This is a genomic window from Scytonema hofmannii PCC 7110 (assembly GCF_000346485.2).
Classification (GTDB): Bacteria; Cyanobacteriota; Cyanobacteriia; order Cyanobacteriales; family Nostocaceae; genus Scytonema; species Scytonema hofmannii.
On sequence record NZ_KQ976354.1, the window covers coordinates 2,131,577 to 2,148,523 of the forward strand.

The window sequence follows — 16,947 nt, forward strand, 5'->3', positions numbered from 1 at the left end:
TCGCGATTAACTGGTCACTGGTCACTGTTAAACAAAGCGCGTGCTTGACTGCTTGCGTCGAATGCCTATCACTCCCGGACGTGGGGGTCCTTCAAAAATTTGGGCTTGGTCTTCTGGCTCAATCCCAACTCCTGTATCGGCGACTGCGATCGCCCATCGATTATCTCTAAGGATTTCACACTTTATTTTGATAGTTCCGCGATCGGTATAGCGAATTGCATTACTTATAAGATTTATTAATATTTGTTGTAATCGTAACGGATCTGTAAAGACTTGTTCGGGTGCTTCATGAAGATCGACGAGCATTTGTAACTCTTTATTAGCTGCTAAAGACTCCAACATTTCACTAACGCGTTCGACCGATTCACGTGGATTAATTAATTCAGGGTGCAATTTCATCTCCCCTGCATCATAACGAGAAATTTCTAATGCGTCATTAATAATCCGGAGTAATTGTCTTCCACTGCGTAGAACTCTCTCTATGTGTTCTAAATTTGTAACAGTATCCTTTTCCTCTTTTTCATCAGAGTGCTTTCGTTGCTGACGCAAAAATAAATCCGAGTAACCAATGATTGAAGTTAAAGGGCTTTTAAGTTCGTGTGCTAAATAAGATAAATTATCTTGATTTGACCTGAGCAAGCGTGTGAGTTCTTGATTGTTAAAACTTAACTGATTTTGTAGCTGTTGTAGTTCTGTCAATCGCTGTTCTGTGTAGCTTTGAAAACAGGATGCGATCGCTTCATCTAAAACCATATTAATTAATCGTATAGCTCGGAGCACTTCCCGTACTGAAGCCTGTAAAAATTTTGGTTCAATTGTTTTAAATATAATATCTCTTAGGATACGGTATTCTCGTGCAATTTCTGCTGCATCATAACCTTGCTCAGCCCTAAGAGTCCCATGATGCAAACTTTCTTGAACGATCTGTTTCATTTCATCATCTTGTGGGCTTTTAGCAAGTACATCTGCTAGTGCTCTGAGGATATCAGCGAGATGATTTTTGATAGCTGAGCGTGAGAGATTTTTCGTGATGGAAATTTTTTTGTCCTTCCGAACAGCTTCCACCCACTCTTCTAAAATTGTTTGAATTTTACTCTGTAGTAATTGACTAAAATCTTTCATTTCTTGTAGTTGAGCAATATTTAACTATAGCAATTCTATTGGTGAAATATGTGGATGTAGGGCTAAAGCCCACCCTACGGGATTTAAAATTTTTCATAAATAGCCTAAAATTTATCTATATTATTAGTAGGAATCAAAATAGCTTTTAATATTATGATTCTCTAGAGCGGGCGATATGTAAATTATACTTATTACATAATTCTTCTCAAAGATTTACAACTTGAGATAGACAACGAGCTTAAAATAAAGAACGTATAGATTGTAAAATGAAAATCGTCTATCTTTCGATACCTTGACGGTATTGTTTACCAGTGTTACATTTATCCTAAAATTAATAGAGTAAGTCAGCCTAATCCTTCTAATTGCGAGCTTGCATTAGTTGGAGCGGAGGAACCATTCAAAGGGGCGTATTCTGAGAAAGGGTAAAGCTAAAGTATGAAGGATAAAAAAGGGGGCAGTAGTAACTTCATCCTTCACACTTCATAGCTCATCCTTCTCAGGGAGAGTATCTCTCAACTCTAGCCCGTCAGCTAACTTCGTAGGCACTGAGAGGAGACTGAAGAGACAATAATTTTTATTGAATCTCATCAGTATTCCTGGCTGGTACTGCTCGGTTTTTTGTACCCGCACTTAAATCTGGTGAGGTAAAGCAGAGTGTTGCAATTAAACATAGCTGCAATTATTGCAGTTGCTGGACAAGCAGCCTGGAAAAAAACAAAACCCTTGCTGGTGAAAGAAACCTTTATATTACCAGTACTGGGGTTTTTAGGAATTATTCTAATGTGGTGGGTTATTGCTCTTGCCAATCATGAATTGATGCCTACCCCGCCTGAAGCGTTGGTTGCCAACTTGGACTACATTCTGAACCCGTTTTATCAAAGAGGACCGGGGAATTTAGGAATTGGATGGTTGTTGCTCGCAAGCTTGCGACGGGTATTGCTGGGTTTTTTATTGGGTGCTGCGGTCGCAATTCCCCTGGGATTTTTGATTGGAATGTCTAGGACGGCAATGCTTTCTCTCAATCCAGTCATTCAAATTTTTAAACCTGTATCTCCTTTGGCTTGGCTGCCAATTGCCTTAGCTATCTTTAATTTGGCAGATCCATCAGCCATCTTTGTCATTTTCATCACCTCCTTGTGGCCCACAATCATCAACACTGCACTGGGCGTGTCAAGCGTTCCCAAAGATTATATAGATGTGGCACGAGTCTTAGAAATCCCACGTTGGCGGCGAATTACAAAAATTATTTGGCCGGCAAGTCTACCATATATCTTCACTGGCTTGCGGATCAGCTTGGGAATTGCTTGGCTAGTCATCGTTGCTGTAGAAATGCTAACGGGTGGTATTGGAATCGGCTTTTTTGTGTGGGATGAGTGGAGTCGTCTCAACTTGAGTTCAGTATTCTTAGCCGTATTGGTCATTGGCTTAACTGGGCTATTGCTTGATTTTGCAGTCGGCAAAATTCAAGAGTTAGTGACTCGTCGTCCGGGAGCAACAGCAAGTTAATTAAGGGTTAGTAGGGGCGCAATGCCTTGCGCCCAGTAGTTAGTAGAACCATTAACCACGGACAATTAACCCCTAACCATTAACAATTTTTTATGAACAAAGCCGATAACGAAAATCTTTTACATCGACGAGAGTTTTTGGTAGGAATAGGGGCAACAACAGCTGGAATGGCGTTATCGTCATGTGCTATTTCTGGAGACCGCAGCGCTAAAGGGCTAACAGAAGAAGCTGCTGCCGTTCAACCTGTTGTCGATTCCAAAACATTAGAAAAACCAAATCTCACTGTTGGTTATGTGCCTGTCAACGACTGCGCGCCCTTTGCTATTGCTTGGAAAAAAGGTTTTTTCCGCAAATACGGGCTGAACGTTAAACTCAATCGGGAGGCGAGCTGGGCAACATCTCGTGATGGAATTATCTTTGGTCGCCTTGATGCCTCACCAGTTGTCTCTGGTGCTGTAACCAATGCCAGAATTGGCGCTGAAGGTGCTCGTCATGCCCCATTGTGTGCAGCCATGACAATTCACCGTCATGGAAATGCCATGACAATGAACAAAGCCATGTGGGATTTTGGACTGCGCCCATGGTACGAGTACAAAGCACAATATGGCGATCGAGCTTTGGAAGAGTTTGGTCGGGACTTCAGAGCCTTTTTTGAAAAGCAACCGACAGAAGGTAAGGTTTGGGCAGTTGTTCTAAGTTCTGCCATCTACGAGTACTTTATCCGCTATGTATCAGCTGCTGCAGGAGTCGATCCGTTCAAAGAGTTTCGGGTCATTATTATTCCCCCACCACAGATGGTGACAAACGTCCGAATTGGTGCAATGCAAGCCTACATGGTGGCAGAACCTTGGAATACTCGTGCAATTACTGGTAATGAGGGTGTGGGTTTTACCTTTGCTCAAGGCAAAGAAGTATGGCTAGGACATCCAGACAGACTTTTGGGGGTGATGGAATCATTTATCGTCAATTATCCCAAAACTTATCGCTCTTTAGTGAAGGCGATGATTGAAGCTTGCCAGTATTGCAGTAAACCTGAAAACCGTCAAGAAGTTGCCGAACTGATAACAGATCGTTCATTTACTGGTGCCAAACCCAGAAAACCAGGTGCTCCAACAACTAAATTTACCGGTCCGGCAATTTTGGGGAACTACAACTATGGTGGGTTTGATGGCAAGGATCGCACCATAAAAGCTGCTGACACGACCATTTTCTACGATATTCCTGACAACATCCCCAAAAGCCCTGACGAACACGCTACATTTTTATGGAGATCCAGAAGTCTTTGGTTAATGACTCAAGCAGCACGTTGGGGTCAAATTAAGAAATTTCCCAAAAATGCCGAGAAACTTGCCGCACAAGGCTGGAGAGCAGATTTATATCGTGAAATTGCGGCGGAAATGGGTATTAAGTCTCCCAAGGAAGATTTCAAAGTAGAGTCGCCTGAAGTTTTCATAGACAACAAAGGTTTCGATCCTAGCGATCCTGTAGGGTACCTCAACAGTTTTGAGATTAGAGCAAACGCCCCTACTCGGTTTTATATGTCATAACTCCATGGGGATATTGCAGACAACTTTCTCTACAAATCTTTACTCTCTCTTAAAGCTACCATGACCAAATCAACTCCATTTACAACCGATAGCAAGTCGCGCACTATTGGCGCTACTCGATTTCTAGAAATTGACAATGTACTCAAGTCCTATCCAAACCCCGATGGGGGACAATTTGTCGTTCTGGATAATGTCAATTTGACCATAGGTGAAGATGAATATATTTCTGTAATCGGTCACTCTGGTTGTGGTAAGTCCACTCTTTTGAAGATTGTCGCGGGTTTAGAAAAAGCCACCTCTGGTTCCGTGAGACTTGATGGCAAAGAAATTCGCAAACCTGGTGCTGAACGCATGATGGTGTTTCAACACTATTCCCTGCTACCTTGGTTGACTGTACGAGAAAATATCCGACTAGCGGTGGATGAAGTGCTCAAAGATGCCTCAAGATCTGAAAAAATCAGCATTGTTAACGAACACTTGGCAATGGTAAACTTGAATGCGGCAGCTGACAAATACCCTGATGAAATTTCTGGTGGAATGAAGCAGCGTGTGGGGATCGCAAGAGCCTTAGCTATTCGTCCAAAAATGTTGTTAATGGACGAGCCTTTTGGAGCATTAGATGCATTGACTCGGGGGAAATTACAGCGGCAAGTATTGGATATTTGGGAAAACCATCGTCAGGCAGTGATGATGGTTACACACGACGTGGATGAGGCAATTTATATGTCAGACCGTATTGTTCTCATGACTAATGGACCTGCTGCTAAGATTGGAGAAATCTTAGAAGTTCCTTTTCCTCATCCACGCGATCGCACTGCGATGCGAAACTCTAAAGAGTATTTTGAACTTCGCAATCACGCCCTGAATTTCCTAGATAAGTACTTTACTCAAGACGAGTAATCACCTGAACAGTGACCAGTGACCAGTGATAACTGAATAACTGATAACTGTCAAAGTGGGTAGCCTAATTTAAATTTCAGAAATTTGAAGCGGAGGAACCAATTTTTGGGGCTCATCTTGTAAACAGGATAAAGGATAAATGAGAAACTGCTCTTTCTTACTTCATCCTTGACACGACAAAGCTGAATCCTTCAAGAGAGACACCTTCCAGTCTTAGCCCGTCAGCTAACTCCGTCGGCAATGGAAGGAACCCCCAAACCTTTGGCTGTAATAACAGTTGCGATTGGGGATTCCTGAATTGATTTTAGATTTTGGATTTTAGATTTTAGATTAAGGTGTTTTCTCTTCAATCCAAAATCACAAATCCAAAATCCAAAATTGATTGACCCGCTTCTCCTTAATAAGTAGTTTCGTGCTGAGAGAAGAAAACTGTGAATATTAAGCCATTGTTAGTGCGTCTACAGAACGCTATCGGAAGAGATGATTTGATCGATCAAATGGTGTTGCTTTCAACACAAAAAGCATCTGTCTGTGAAGAAATTCAAGCGTCAAAATCAATCAATTTAATTGTTGGCTATAACAGTTCTCCGAACAGTCATACTGCGCTAGATATTGCTTTGTTAACAGCCCACCAAACACGTTTGGCGACTAAAGCACAGGTGACAGTTCAAGTGGTGTATGTGATGGAAGATCGTTTAATGTGTGGAGGTGCAGAAGTTTTGCCAACAGAGGAGGTGGGAAGCAGTCGCAAATCCGAGCAACAAGTACTACAACATCTTTTAACGGACTCCGCAGAGGAAGAATTGAATACGGGGATTGTAACCCAAACAAGATGGCAAGATAACTCAACACACCTACCACAGGAAGAAAAATCTATAGATAGATTCGCGCAAGCAGAAGGTATTTTAAGACAAGCTAGCTGTCTAGCTGCTGAATGGAAAAGTTCTTTTAAAGCTCATCTTCGGTTTGGTTGCGTTGCAACAGAACTGAAAAGAGTTGTTGTTTCAGAATCAGCTGATATATTGTTCCTTGGCTGTAACTCAATACATCATCCCATCGTACAAAATCTAGGTTCCAAATTCCCTTGTTCAGTACTGGGGATTCCAAGTACAGTTCAGAATAAGTATCTCTAGAGGCGAGAATTTTGTAATTACCATAATTAAGAAAACCGACTTCTTATAGAAGTCGGTTTTCTTAATTAAGAGATGTTGGTTAGTGGTTAGTAGTTAGTAGCTCGTTGTGAGTAGTTATAGTGCAATACAGTTCAGTTAAGCAGTTATTTAGAAACCCGGTATGTATCTCCAAGATACGGAAATTAGAACTCCGGTATCTTTAAGATACCGGGGTTCTGGTATCTCAACTATCCTTAACCGACAAGTATTGATAGTGAACTTTGTTATATTAAAACAAATAAAAAAATTACTAACCTTCTGCTCTCTGCCTTTCAAAATTCCGATAATATGCTTATAATTCTATTATTCTACTACTAACAACTAACAACTAACAACTAACAACTAACCAATAATTAATAATGGAAAACTGGCAAGCATTCATCAGTATTCTCACATTTATAAGTGTTATAATCTTAGTCATGACAGAGTGGGTAAACTTGACAATTGCTGCCTTATTAGGAGCGTTGTTATTAGTTTTTACTAATGTCATGACTTTAGAAGACGCTGTTAGCTATATTGGCAACAGTCACGGAACATTAGGTTTGTTCTTTGGAGTCATGGTGCTAGTCAGAGCATTTGAACCTACGAAGATTTTTGAATACCTTGCAACTCAAATAGTCATCCTTGCAAAAGGTAAAGGCAATCGTCTGTTACTAGGAATTGTAGGAATTACCACTCCTATTTGTGCTGTTTTGCCAAATGCTACTACAGTTATGCTATTAGCACCTTTAATTCCACCAATTGCAGAGGAAGTTGGAGTTAATTTTGTACCGTTGCTTATCCTTATGGTGTTTGTAGCTAATAGTGCAGGGCTACTCACAATAGTTGGAGATCCGGCTACTTTTATTGTCGGTGACGCAATTAATATCAGCTTTACAGATTATCTCTGGCGCTTGAGTTTGGGAGGAGCGATCGCGATTATTATTATAGTAGCAATATTACCATTGCTCTTTCGTAAAATCTGGAAAACCAAGCTAGAAAACCTCGAACAGCTACCACATCCTCAAATAAACCATCCACGAGTTTTAACAATAGGTGGATTCATAGTTGCTTTCGTGTTAGTCTTTTTTGTTGCGGGAGAGTATTTGCCAGTTCCGGTATCACCTGCTGCTGTTGCTTTGTTAGGAGCTGCTCTAGCAATGCTTTTATCTCATCAAAGCAAAATTGACACAGTCAACAACATACTACGAGATGTAGATTGGAGTACTTTAATCTTCTTTATGAGTATTTTTGTACTGATTGGTGGCTTAGAAAAAACTGGCGTTATCAACAGTTTATCTGGATTATTAGCAGCTATTTTAGGGAAAAACATTTTTATTGGTTCTTTATCTCTCGTCTTTTTCATTGGTTTGCTATCTAGCGTTGTTCCCAATATTCCACTCGTTGTAGCAATGGTGCCATTACTCAAACAATACGTTGTTAATGTTGGATTGGCACCAACTGAAGTTTTAGCACAAAATTTTCAGGGGCAATTTCCTCCAGAGGTGCTGCCACTTTTTTACGCTATGATGTTTGGTGCGACTTTGGGAGGCAATGGGACTTTAGTCGGTGCATCAGCCAACATCGTTGCTGCAGGAATTGCCGAACAACACGGGCGTCGCATCTCATTTAAAACTTTTTTACATTACGGTTTGCCAGTGATGCTGTTACAACTTATAGGTTCTGCTTTATATATGCTATTTCGTTTTTTGCTTTAAAAATTTACAGAATGCACATAGTAGGGGAGCATCCCATTTTGGCACTCTTACCATTCTGCCCTCACCCCCAACCCCTCTCCCAGTTTGTTCGAGGGGAGTAAGCCATACTCTTATTCCCCTTCTCCCCACGGGAGAAGGGGTTAGGGGATGAGGGTAAGTAAGGTTTTTGCACATTTGGGATGCTCCCCATAGTAGAGCGGTTGTATCGCTTACTATGTTGTGCTTATGCAATAAATTTAAAAAAATTATTAAAAAATAATATATTTAAAAAACGGATCTAAAGCGGTAGCGGTTAACTTCCTTTACAAAATAATGATTACAAGAAGAGCACTACTTGAGTAAAAATGCTAACCTACGGAGTAGGCATAGATTGAAGTGTCAAGTAAGTACCAATTGCGGCATCAGTATGTTAAAACAGCTAAGAGTAAAGTTAGTTACAGATTAAAGGATGTCATCTATGAACCCCTCTGAATCAGAACAAAACAACTATCACAAAACAGAGTCAGATCGATCGGGTTTAAACAACAATATCAATAAGTCATTATTTGGTGGTGGAGATATTGCAGAAGGTAATAATCTAACTAAGGTTAGAGATATTCTTTTTGGCACTCAAATGCGGGAAGTAGAAAAAAGGTTTGCCCGCTTAGAAGAGCGTTTGGGGAAAGAATGCGCTGACCTTAGAGAAGAGACAAAAAACCGTTTAGATTCTCTAGAAACCTATATTAAAACTGAAGTAGAATCTCTATCTGAGCGAATTAAAAATGAACAGGGAGAACGCGGTGAATCTTTGAAGTCACTGGCTGAAGAAAATAGAAATTTAACCACATCGTTAGAAAAAAAACTCAATCAATTTGAGGAACAAACTAATAATAACCACCGGGAGATTCGCGAGCAGATTCTTAACCAATCCAAAAAACTACAGGATGATATTCGGGAAAAATATGAAGAGATTACGGCTTTGTTACAACGGGAAACTCAAGAACTTCAAATTGAGAAAATCGACCGTAACGCCTTAGCTGCTCTTTTCTCGGAACTAGCCATCCGCTTAAATTCAAATCAGTGACCAGTGACAAATGACAAATGACAAATGACAAATGACAAATGAATTAAATGAACTTCGTTCTTTGCTTTTTGGTCTTGAACCACAAGAATTAGAGAAAATATACGCGAGATTAGACAACCCAAAGATAACAGCAGAAGATCTCAGCCGATTGCTACCAGAAGCAGCACAGCGTGCAGAAGATAAGGAATTGAGCGATGCCATGGTTCCTACTGTTGAGCATGCCATTCACGCTTCTGTTCAAAAAGACCAAGATGTTCTTGCAACTGCGATTTTTCCTATTGTGGGACCTGCTACCCGTAAAGCAGCGATCGCAGTTGTCGAAGAGATGATTCAATCCTTGGATAACACTTTGGAATTTGGCTTATCCCCAAAGAGTTTAAAGTGGAGAATAGAAGCGATAGTGACTGGGAAAACATTTGCCCAGATTGTGCTGCTTCGGACTTTGGTATATCGAGTGGAACAGGTTTTCCTAATTCATAAAAAAAATGGCTTGCTGCTACAACATATAGTCGCACTACAGGTAGCAATTCAAGATCCAGATTTAGTTTCAGCAATGTTGACGGCTATTCAGGATTTCGCCAAAGACTCTTTCAACACAAACAAAGAAGATGCTCTCCATAGTTTGTACTTTGGAGAACTGACGATTTGGATTGAAGAGGGACCACACGCAGTCCTAGCAGGTATCATTAGGGGTAATGCTCCTCGTGAATTAAAATTAGTTTTTCAAGATGCAATAGAAAAAATTCATCAAAGACTAAATAGAGAATTGATTGCTTTTGATGGAGACACAGAACCATTTGCTGACAGCAAACCTTTTCTCCAATCTTGTTTGACATCTCAGTTTAAAGATCGGGGTAAAAAGAATTCCCCCTATGCGTTATCTCTCTTAGGTGCTATAGGTCTTAGTATTGCGATTTGGGGCTTTTTTGTTATTAGAAACCAAATGCGTTGGTACGCTTTTCTAGAAAACCTAGACTCCCAAGCTGGAATTGTTGTCATTAAAGCAGAAACTCGCTCTGGAAAGTATTTTATCTCCGGGATGCGAGACTCATTATCTGTAGAGCCTAATATGCTGATGAAACAATTCGATTTCACTTCTAAAGAGGTAATTAGTCGATGGGAAAGATACCTTTCATTTGAACCTCAAATTATTGAAAAAAGGGCAGCAAAATTTTTCAAAGCACCAACAACCGTGTCATTTCAAGTAGATGAAAATGGGACTCTGAACGCCAGTGGTTCTGCACCCCGCAATTGGATTTTAGATGCACGAAAAATCTGGCACTTTATTCCTGGTGTAACTCAATACCAAGATAAAAATCTGATTGAGTTTGAACTGAGTCAATTAGAAATGTACAAAAAACAGATTGAGGGAAAACGCTTGTTGTTTGTTGAAGGAACTACAGAGTTGTTAGCAGGGGAGGAGAAAAAGTTACAAGAACTGGTAGTAAAAATTCAAAACATTTCAGTAATTGCTCAATATCTTGGTAAAAAAATACGCATTCAAATCGTAGGACACACGGATAGCACTGGAAGCGAACAGAGAAACATCGTACTCAGCCAATCTCGTGCTAGTACAATTCTCAACTCTCTATCTGCTAGAGGAATCAATACTAGTTATTTTTATACCATAGGTGTTGGCGATCGCCAACCTCCAAATATAGAATCGAAAGAAAAAGATGCGAAATCTAAGCGCAGAGTTTCCTTTAAAGTATTCTTATCTGGTACTACAAGATAGGAAGTGCTCATATGCTTCAAAAGAAAATTTGTATGGTTGGTGCCTTTGCTACAGGTAAAACGAGTTTAGTCTCTAAATTTGTTTACAGTATTTTTTCAGAAAAATATCAAACAACTGTAGGCGTCAAAATTGATAAAAAAACAATTAACTTTCAAGGAAAAGAAGTAAACCTTATTCTTTGGGATCTTTATGGAGAAGACGAATTTCAGAAAGTGAGAATGTCTTATTTGAGAGGTTCGTCTGGATATTTATTAATTGCAGATGGCACCAGACATCATACCTTAGAAAAAGCTTTAAATCTCAGACAAAGAGTAGAAGAAACTATTGGAAAGGTGCCTTGCGTTTTGGTTTTAAATAAATGGGATTTAGTAGATGAATGGGAAATAGAAAATAATGAGATTGAGCAACTTGTCCAGCAAGGTTGGATAGTTATGAAAACAAGTGCTAAAACTGGTTTAAATGTAGAAGAAATTTTTCAAAGTCTTACTTCCAAAATCTTGGAGGAATAAATGTTTGATGTCCCCACTTCAGTGACGGCTTATATCATTTCTTTTTTAGCAGAGAAACGCTCTCTAGCCTATCTTTTAGTAACTAAAGATGGCTGTATAGCGACTTGGGGAGGTCAACTATCTGCCTATGGATTCCTGAATTTGCAACAAGGAGAAAAAGCAGAAAAAACCCTTTTTTTTCTAGAAGGACTTTTACCACTAGAAGATGTTCCCTTATTTTTCCCTTGCATGAAAATAGATTCTGGAATCTGTGCGGATGTCCATTTATTCCCTTCAGAAGAAGGAGATTGGGTGTTAGTGTTAGATGCTACCTGGGATGAGATGCATATAGCCATTATTCAACAACACATTAACCATTCCAAGCTACTACAGGAAAATTTTTAACTATATAAACGGGTAGCTATTATGAGTGAATCTATATCTATTACAGAAAAAATTTTTGCAATATTAAAGACTTTAATATTAGAGCGTTTAAATGCTAATGTATTTAAAATCATTAGTTGTGTACCGGATTGGTTAATGGGATTTTGTCATCAACAAATAAACCCAGAAACAGAAGTAGTACCGCGAGATATCTTTCCCTTTTTAGAAACGTTTTTAATTGATGCTGAAGAACTATGGCAAATTAATGGAGATAAAATACTAAAATCAGGTTTATGGTATCAAACAGATGCTTCTGGAAAAGAGTATCATTTTGAAGCTGTGGCTATATGTGCAGATAGCCGTCAATTTATTTTAATAGAATTAAAAGAAGATGTTTTTATAGAAAAACAATCTATTATACAAAAAGCCAGAGAAAATAAGTTAGAGTATCATTATCTTTTTAAAGAAACTCAAAAAAAAGAAGTTTTAATACATTGCGTAATCCACGATATCGCAGGACAATTAAGCGGTATCAATTGCTGTTTAGCTCTTTTAGAGTTTGAAAATCTAACACCCAAGGGAAAAGAACGGTTAGAAATTGGCAAGAAGCAATCACAAAAGCAGGAAATGCTTATTCGACAAATATTAGATGCCTTCTCTGCTGAAATTAAGTCTTTAGAATCTTTTACATCTGATGTTGCTAATGCACCAAATGCTTTAGCTTGTGTACGAGAAGTTATAGAACTTTTTACCCCATCTTTCGCACTCAACGAAATGCAATTAGAATTGGCTATCAACACCAACATAACAGTTGACTGGAGAGTCATTGGGGATAAATCACGTTTGGAAAGGATACTGACAAACTTAATAGAGAATGCTTTTCGACACAGCCCACCCGTATCTACTGTAACAGTAAGTTTGCAGCACGATGGAGAATATATTCTATTTACTGTTGATGATGAAGGATTTGGCGTTCCCTCAGAAAATGTCAATAGTTTATTCCAAAAGTTTTCTCAAGGAAACACTCATCGTGGGAGGATTGGAATTGGACTTTATTTTTGTCGTATTACAGTAGAACGTTGGGGAGGGACGATTGGTTATTTACCTCGTCCCAATGGTGGTTCGTGCTTTTGGTTCCGCTTACCAAAACCAACAGTTTAGGGTTTGTTGGTAGGGGCGCAAGGCCGCCGCGCCCCTACTAACTACTGACTAATAACCAATGATGTGCAATACGTCACGCAGAACACTAAAACCAGCCAAATCCCAAAGCAAGTAAGCTAAAAAACCAATCATAGCCAAGCGACCATTCCACAGTTCTGTTTGAGGGTTCCAACCAAACAGGAAGGCGTTACGGTCAACACCGTTGTATTCTGTAGCAACTGGTGGTAAATCGGTAGCAGAACGAGTTTCCATTTTTTGACTCCGTTTAATTTTCTTAACATTCCATGTGACTTTAATGTAGCTACTGAAAACTTTCCTGCTTTCTGCCAATGGGAACAAACTACGCCCATGTCTCACGGACGATTATATTGGCTGTATTTTTTGAGTTAAATCCACCTACAGAGAGTGCAAAAAAAATAAGTGTAAATAAATGTAACAAGGATGACATCACACGAAATGATTTTTCTCAATTCCCCCTTGTAAAGAGGATTTGAAAACATCCTCTTTACAAGGGTAAGTGCTCAGATCTCCGACTTCTCCAAGAAGTCGGAGATCTAATTTTTCATACATTTTTTTTGAAAAAACAAATTAATTCATTCTTCAAATTCCCATACTTAAAATTAGGTAATTAACTGGTCACTGGTCACTGGTCACTGGTTAGGTGAATAACTTCTACCTCTCGCCGTAGGGAATTTTCAAACTTTGGAGGGATGCTTGAAACACCTGAATTCCAGGATTCTAATCATTAATAGTTGGGTAGTACAACATAGTTTTAATTTTATTAATCCCTACTGAGCTTGAGCTATACAAGGAAGGAATTAGAATGTTTCATAGTACGCACGTAGTACTGGCACTATATAAGTCACTCTTTTGGGTGGCGCAAGAGCCAGTTATTAATCAGCCAGACATCACGTTTGGACCGCGCTTTTTTTTCGCATTAATCTCTGGTGTGATCCTGGCTTTTGCCCTGCAACTAGTTTTAACAAACCTTTCTGTTGCAGCTGGTATCTCCTACTTAGGTCGTTCCTCTGACTCAGATGGAGATAAAGACCACGGCGAGGTGGGAAGTGTAGGTGGCACTATTCGCAAAATCGGCACAGCGTTGGGTATGTGGACAGTTATTTCTGTCACTATTGCTCTCGCCCTTGCTTGTTTCTTGGCGGTGAAGCTAAGCCTTTTGGATTTAACTCCGGCATTGGGGGCAATTTTTGGGTTAGTCATTTGGGGAGCATACTTTTTACTGCTGGTATGGGTGAGTTCAACTACGGTTGGTTCCTTAGTTGGGTCTTTGGTTAACGCGGCGACTTCCGGCTTACAGTCAATTATGGGGACTGCAACTGCTGCGTTGGGAGCAAAAGCTGTCAATCAACAAGTGGTATCAACGGCTGAAGCAGCAGCTGCTGCTGTGCGTCGGGAGTTTGGTAGCGCTATTGACCCTGCCACTCTGCGCGATAGAGTGGAGGATTATTTAGATATGGTACGCCCGCCAGAACTAGATTTATCTAGGATTCGGGGAGAATTTGAAAATTTACTCAAAGACCCCCAACTACTTGCGATCGCAGGTGGTACAGCAGCAGGTGGCGCAGCACTCCGCAACATTGACCGCCAAAAATTTATTGAATTGGTTAGCAGTCGTACTGACCTTTCCAAACGCGATGTTAACCGCATTGCTGACACATTGTACGGTGTTTGGCAACAGGTAGTAGGTCAGCAACAACCCATGCAAGACCGCTTTAGTGAGTTGGCTGACTATCTTAAATCCCTTCCACCGGGACAAAGCAGAACTGATGAACTCAATGCCAAGCTGGATCGATTGATGGAAGAAATGCGTTCCACAAAAGATGCAAACCAAAGGGCAACTCAAGAAACTGCCCCCGGTCCGCTTCAGAGGACAATCCAGCAGGCAATAACAGCACTGACTGGTGTTGTCATGGGACGTGCAGATTTATCTGACTTAGATGTAGAAAAAATTCTAGGTGCTCTGACCACAGCTAAAGATAAAGTCTCAGAACAAGCCGATAAATTAGGCTTGCCTGCACCAAAACAGCCTTATAGCCCCATTCGTGCTGATATAGAAAATTACCTCCACAACACTTATACTTGGCAACTGAGTTCCGAAAGAGTCGCCCAAGAATTTCGCGATGTCATTTACGATGCCGCCGCCGATCCGGGAACGGTGCGGCGAGAGTTGGAGCAAATTCAAAGAAGCGATTTCGTTAACATTCTGCAACAGCGCGGTCTGCTGACTCAAGCAGAAATTCAGCGTATTAGCGATCGCTTAGAAGCCGTCCGTCAGGAAGTAATAATTGCCGTAACTGCTGAAGAAGAAAGAGAGATAGTACAAGACTTGCAACGTCGGGTAGAAAGTTATCTCCTTGTCACTCCCAAATCAGAGTTAACTGTAGAAGGTATCCAGAGAGATTTCAAACCCCTGTTAGAAGATCCTGACGCAGACCATGAAACCCTAACTCGACGACTCGCTCAATTTGACCGCCAGGAATTTCGGGAAACACTGTTAGAGCGGAATGATATTTACCCAGAGGAAGCAGACGCAATACTCGATCGCTTAGAAAAACAGAGAGAGCAAGTTTTAATCGAATCCCAAGGAGTTGCAGAACAAGCAAGATATCAAGCAGAAACGCTGTGGTTGAATTTAAAGTCTTACCTGCGGAATACTGGCAAAGAAGAACTCAATCCTGATGCCATCCGCGCCGACCTTAAGAGATTGCTAGACGATCCACAAGCAGGGGTTTCCGCAATTAGAGCACGCTTATCTCGTTTTGACCGCGATACCTTAGTCAAATTACTGGCGCAACGGCAAGACTTGAGCGAAGACCAAGCAAACCGTATCCTAAATACTGTTGAACACTCTTGGACTAGCGTTCGCCATGCACCAAAAACTGCAGTAGATAAAGCTAAGGCACAATACGACTCTGCCACAACTACAATTGCAGATTACCTGCGAAATACTGGCAAAGATGAGCTAAATCCTGAAGGAATTCAACGAGATTTAAATAGACTGTTGCAAAATCCTAGAGAAGGGGCTATTGCACTGCGCCGTCGTTTGTCTCAAGTAGATAGAGATACTTTGGTGAAGTTGTTAAGTCAGCGCCAAGACTTGAGTGAAGAACAAGTCAATCAAGTCATTGATTCCGTACAAACATCCATTAGCGATATAGTGCGTGCGCCCCGTCGTCTAGCTACCCGCACGCAGCAAAGAGTGCAAAATTTCCAAACTTATTTAGAAGAGTATTTGCGCCTCAGTGGTAAGGAAGAACTTAACCCCGAAGCTATCAAGCGCGATTTGCACCTACTGTTACACGATCCCCGTGTGGGGTTGGAAAGCTTTAGCGATCGCCTTTCCAGATTTGACCGTTCCACCATCATCACCCTGCTGAAACTACGGGAAGACTTGAGCGATGAGGAAGCAGCGCGGATTGCAGATAGTATAATTTCAGTACGCGAACAGTTTGTCGAACAAGTGAGGGGAATTCAACGGCGCATTCAAGATGTCATTGAGGGAATTTTTGTTCGCATTCGCAATTACCTCAACTCCTTAGATCGCCCAGAATTAAACTACGACAGCATGAAGCGCGATGTTCGCCAATTGTTTGACGATCCCCAAGCAGGATTTGAAGCTTTGCGCGATCGCCTGGGGTCGTTCAACCGCGATACAATAGTAGCAATACTGAGTTCCCGTGAAGATATTTCAGAAGAAGATGCCAACCGCATCGTAGACCAAATTGAACGGGCGAGAAACAGCGTCTTGCAAAGAGCAGAACGCATACAGCAAGAAGCACAGCACCGCTTAGAAGAAGTGAAGCGCCAAGCGCAACGCCAAGCAGAAGAAACCAGAAAAGCAGCAGCATCTGCAGCTTGGTGGTTGTTTACAACAGCGCTCATCTCAGCAGTATTTTCCGCAATTGCAGGAGCTGTTGCTGTTACTTAAGTAAAAAGTTTGTCTCCGCTTACTAAGGTGTCAGAACCCCGGTTTCTTCAAGAAACCGGGGTTCTAATTTCCGCTTAGGAGAGGCTTAGGAGCATCCCACGGGCGGCGCACCACCCGCGACGACTGAAAGAAACACTCTTTCCCCTACTCCCTACTCCCTATTCCCCACTCCCCTGTTTCTTGAGAGAGTAGTATTGAATGCTGTTCCCCACTCCCCACTCCC

Annotated in this window: 13 protein-coding genes and 2 riboswitches; of the genes, 11 read left to right on the top strand and 2 right to left on the bottom strand. The window is 40.9% G+C overall.

Features of this window, described 5'->3' with window-relative positions:
- Positions 1-27: 27 nt before the first annotated feature.
- Positions 28-1,122 carry a sensor histidine kinase gene (locus WA1_RS09210; protein ID WP_017745349.1) on the bottom strand — a complete coding sequence of 365 codons (1,095 nt, stop codon included), beginning with the start codon at positions 1,120-1,122 and terminating at the stop codon, positions 28-30.
- A gap of 336 nt (positions 1,123-1,458) precedes the next feature.
- Positions 1,459-1,682: riboswitch (cyclic di-AMP (ydaO/yuaA leader) on the top strand.
- A 94-nt stretch (positions 1,683-1,776) separates the two neighbouring features.
- On the opposite strand from WA1_RS09210, the gene ntrB reads away from it, so the two are divergent.
- From ntrB to WA1_RS09260, 10 genes are all read left to right on the top strand, one after another.
- Positions 1,777-2,628 (top strand): nitrate ABC transporter permease, encoded by an 852-nt coding sequence (gene ntrB, locus WA1_RS09215; RefSeq protein WP_017745348.1) that lies wholly within the window; start codon positions 1,777-1,779, stop codon positions 2,626-2,628.
- Positions 2,629-2,720: 92 nt separating this feature from the next.
- A complete protein-coding gene (locus WA1_RS09220) occupies positions 2,721-4,175 on the top strand; it encodes an ABC transporter substrate-binding protein (RefSeq protein ID WP_017745347.1) in 1,455 nt (484 codons plus the stop codon).
- A gap of 60 nt (positions 4,176-4,235) precedes the next feature.
- The gene (locus tag WA1_RS09225) at positions 4,236-5,075 is read left to right on the top strand and encodes an ABC transporter ATP-binding protein (protein ID WP_017745346.1); all 840 of its coding nucleotides are present in this window, start codon (positions 4,236-4,238) and stop codon (positions 5,073-5,075) included.
- 51 nt (positions 5,076-5,126) lie between these two features.
- Positions 5,127-5,330: riboswitch (cyclic di-AMP (ydaO/yuaA leader) on the top strand.
- 176 nt (positions 5,331-5,506) lie between these two features.
- Positions 5,507-6,208: a hypothetical protein gene (locus WA1_RS09230; RefSeq protein WP_017745345.1), complete on the top strand. Its 702-nt coding sequence runs from the start codon at positions 5,507-5,509 to the stop codon at positions 6,206-6,208.
- A gap of 398 nt (positions 6,209-6,606) precedes the next feature.
- Positions 6,607-7,944, top strand: a complete 1,338-nt coding sequence (locus WA1_RS09235) for an ArsB/NhaD family transporter (protein WP_017745344.1) — start codon at positions 6,607-6,609, stop codon at positions 7,942-7,944.
- Between the two features lie 457 nt (positions 7,945-8,401).
- Positions 8,402-9,007, top strand: a complete 606-nt coding sequence (locus WA1_RS09240; RefSeq protein WP_017745343.1) for a hypothetical protein — start codon at positions 8,402-8,404, stop codon at positions 9,005-9,007.
- A gap of 31 nt (positions 9,008-9,038) precedes the next feature.
- On the top strand, positions 9,039-10,742 hold the full coding sequence (locus tag WA1_RS09245; protein WP_017745342.1) for an OmpA family protein: 1,704 nt from the start codon (positions 9,039-9,041) through the stop codon (positions 10,740-10,742).
- 11 nt (positions 10,743-10,753) lie between these two features.
- Positions 10,754-11,251, top strand: a complete 498-nt coding sequence (locus WA1_RS09250; protein ID WP_017745341.1) for a Rab family GTPase — start codon at positions 10,754-10,756, stop codon at positions 11,249-11,251.
- Positions 11,252-11,635 (top strand): hypothetical protein, encoded by a 384-nt coding sequence (locus tag WA1_RS09255; RefSeq protein WP_017745340.1) that lies wholly within the window; start codon positions 11,252-11,254, stop codon positions 11,633-11,635. It abuts the gene before it with no gap.
- A 21-nt stretch (positions 11,636-11,656) separates the two neighbouring features.
- On the top strand, positions 11,657-12,775 hold the full coding sequence (locus tag WA1_RS09260) for a sensor histidine kinase (protein WP_017745339.1): 1,119 nt from the start codon (positions 11,657-11,659) through the stop codon (positions 12,773-12,775).
- Positions 12,776-12,823: 48 nt separating this feature from the next.
- Here the strand turns inward: WA1_RS09260 and WA1_RS09265 are convergent, their stop codons facing one another.
- Entirely contained in the window at positions 12,824-13,027 is a 204-nt protein-coding gene (locus tag WA1_RS09265; protein WP_017745338.1) for a chlorophyll a-b binding domain-containing protein, read from the bottom strand.
- A gap of 571 nt (positions 13,028-13,598) precedes the next feature.
- Between WA1_RS09265 and WA1_RS09270 the strand changes: the two genes are divergently transcribed.
- Complete coding sequence (locus WA1_RS09270) at positions 13,599-16,724, top strand: coiled-coil domain-containing protein (RefSeq protein ID WP_017745337.1); 3,126 nt, start codon at positions 13,599-13,601, stop codon at positions 16,722-16,724.
- Positions 16,725-16,947 lie beyond the last annotated feature (223 nt).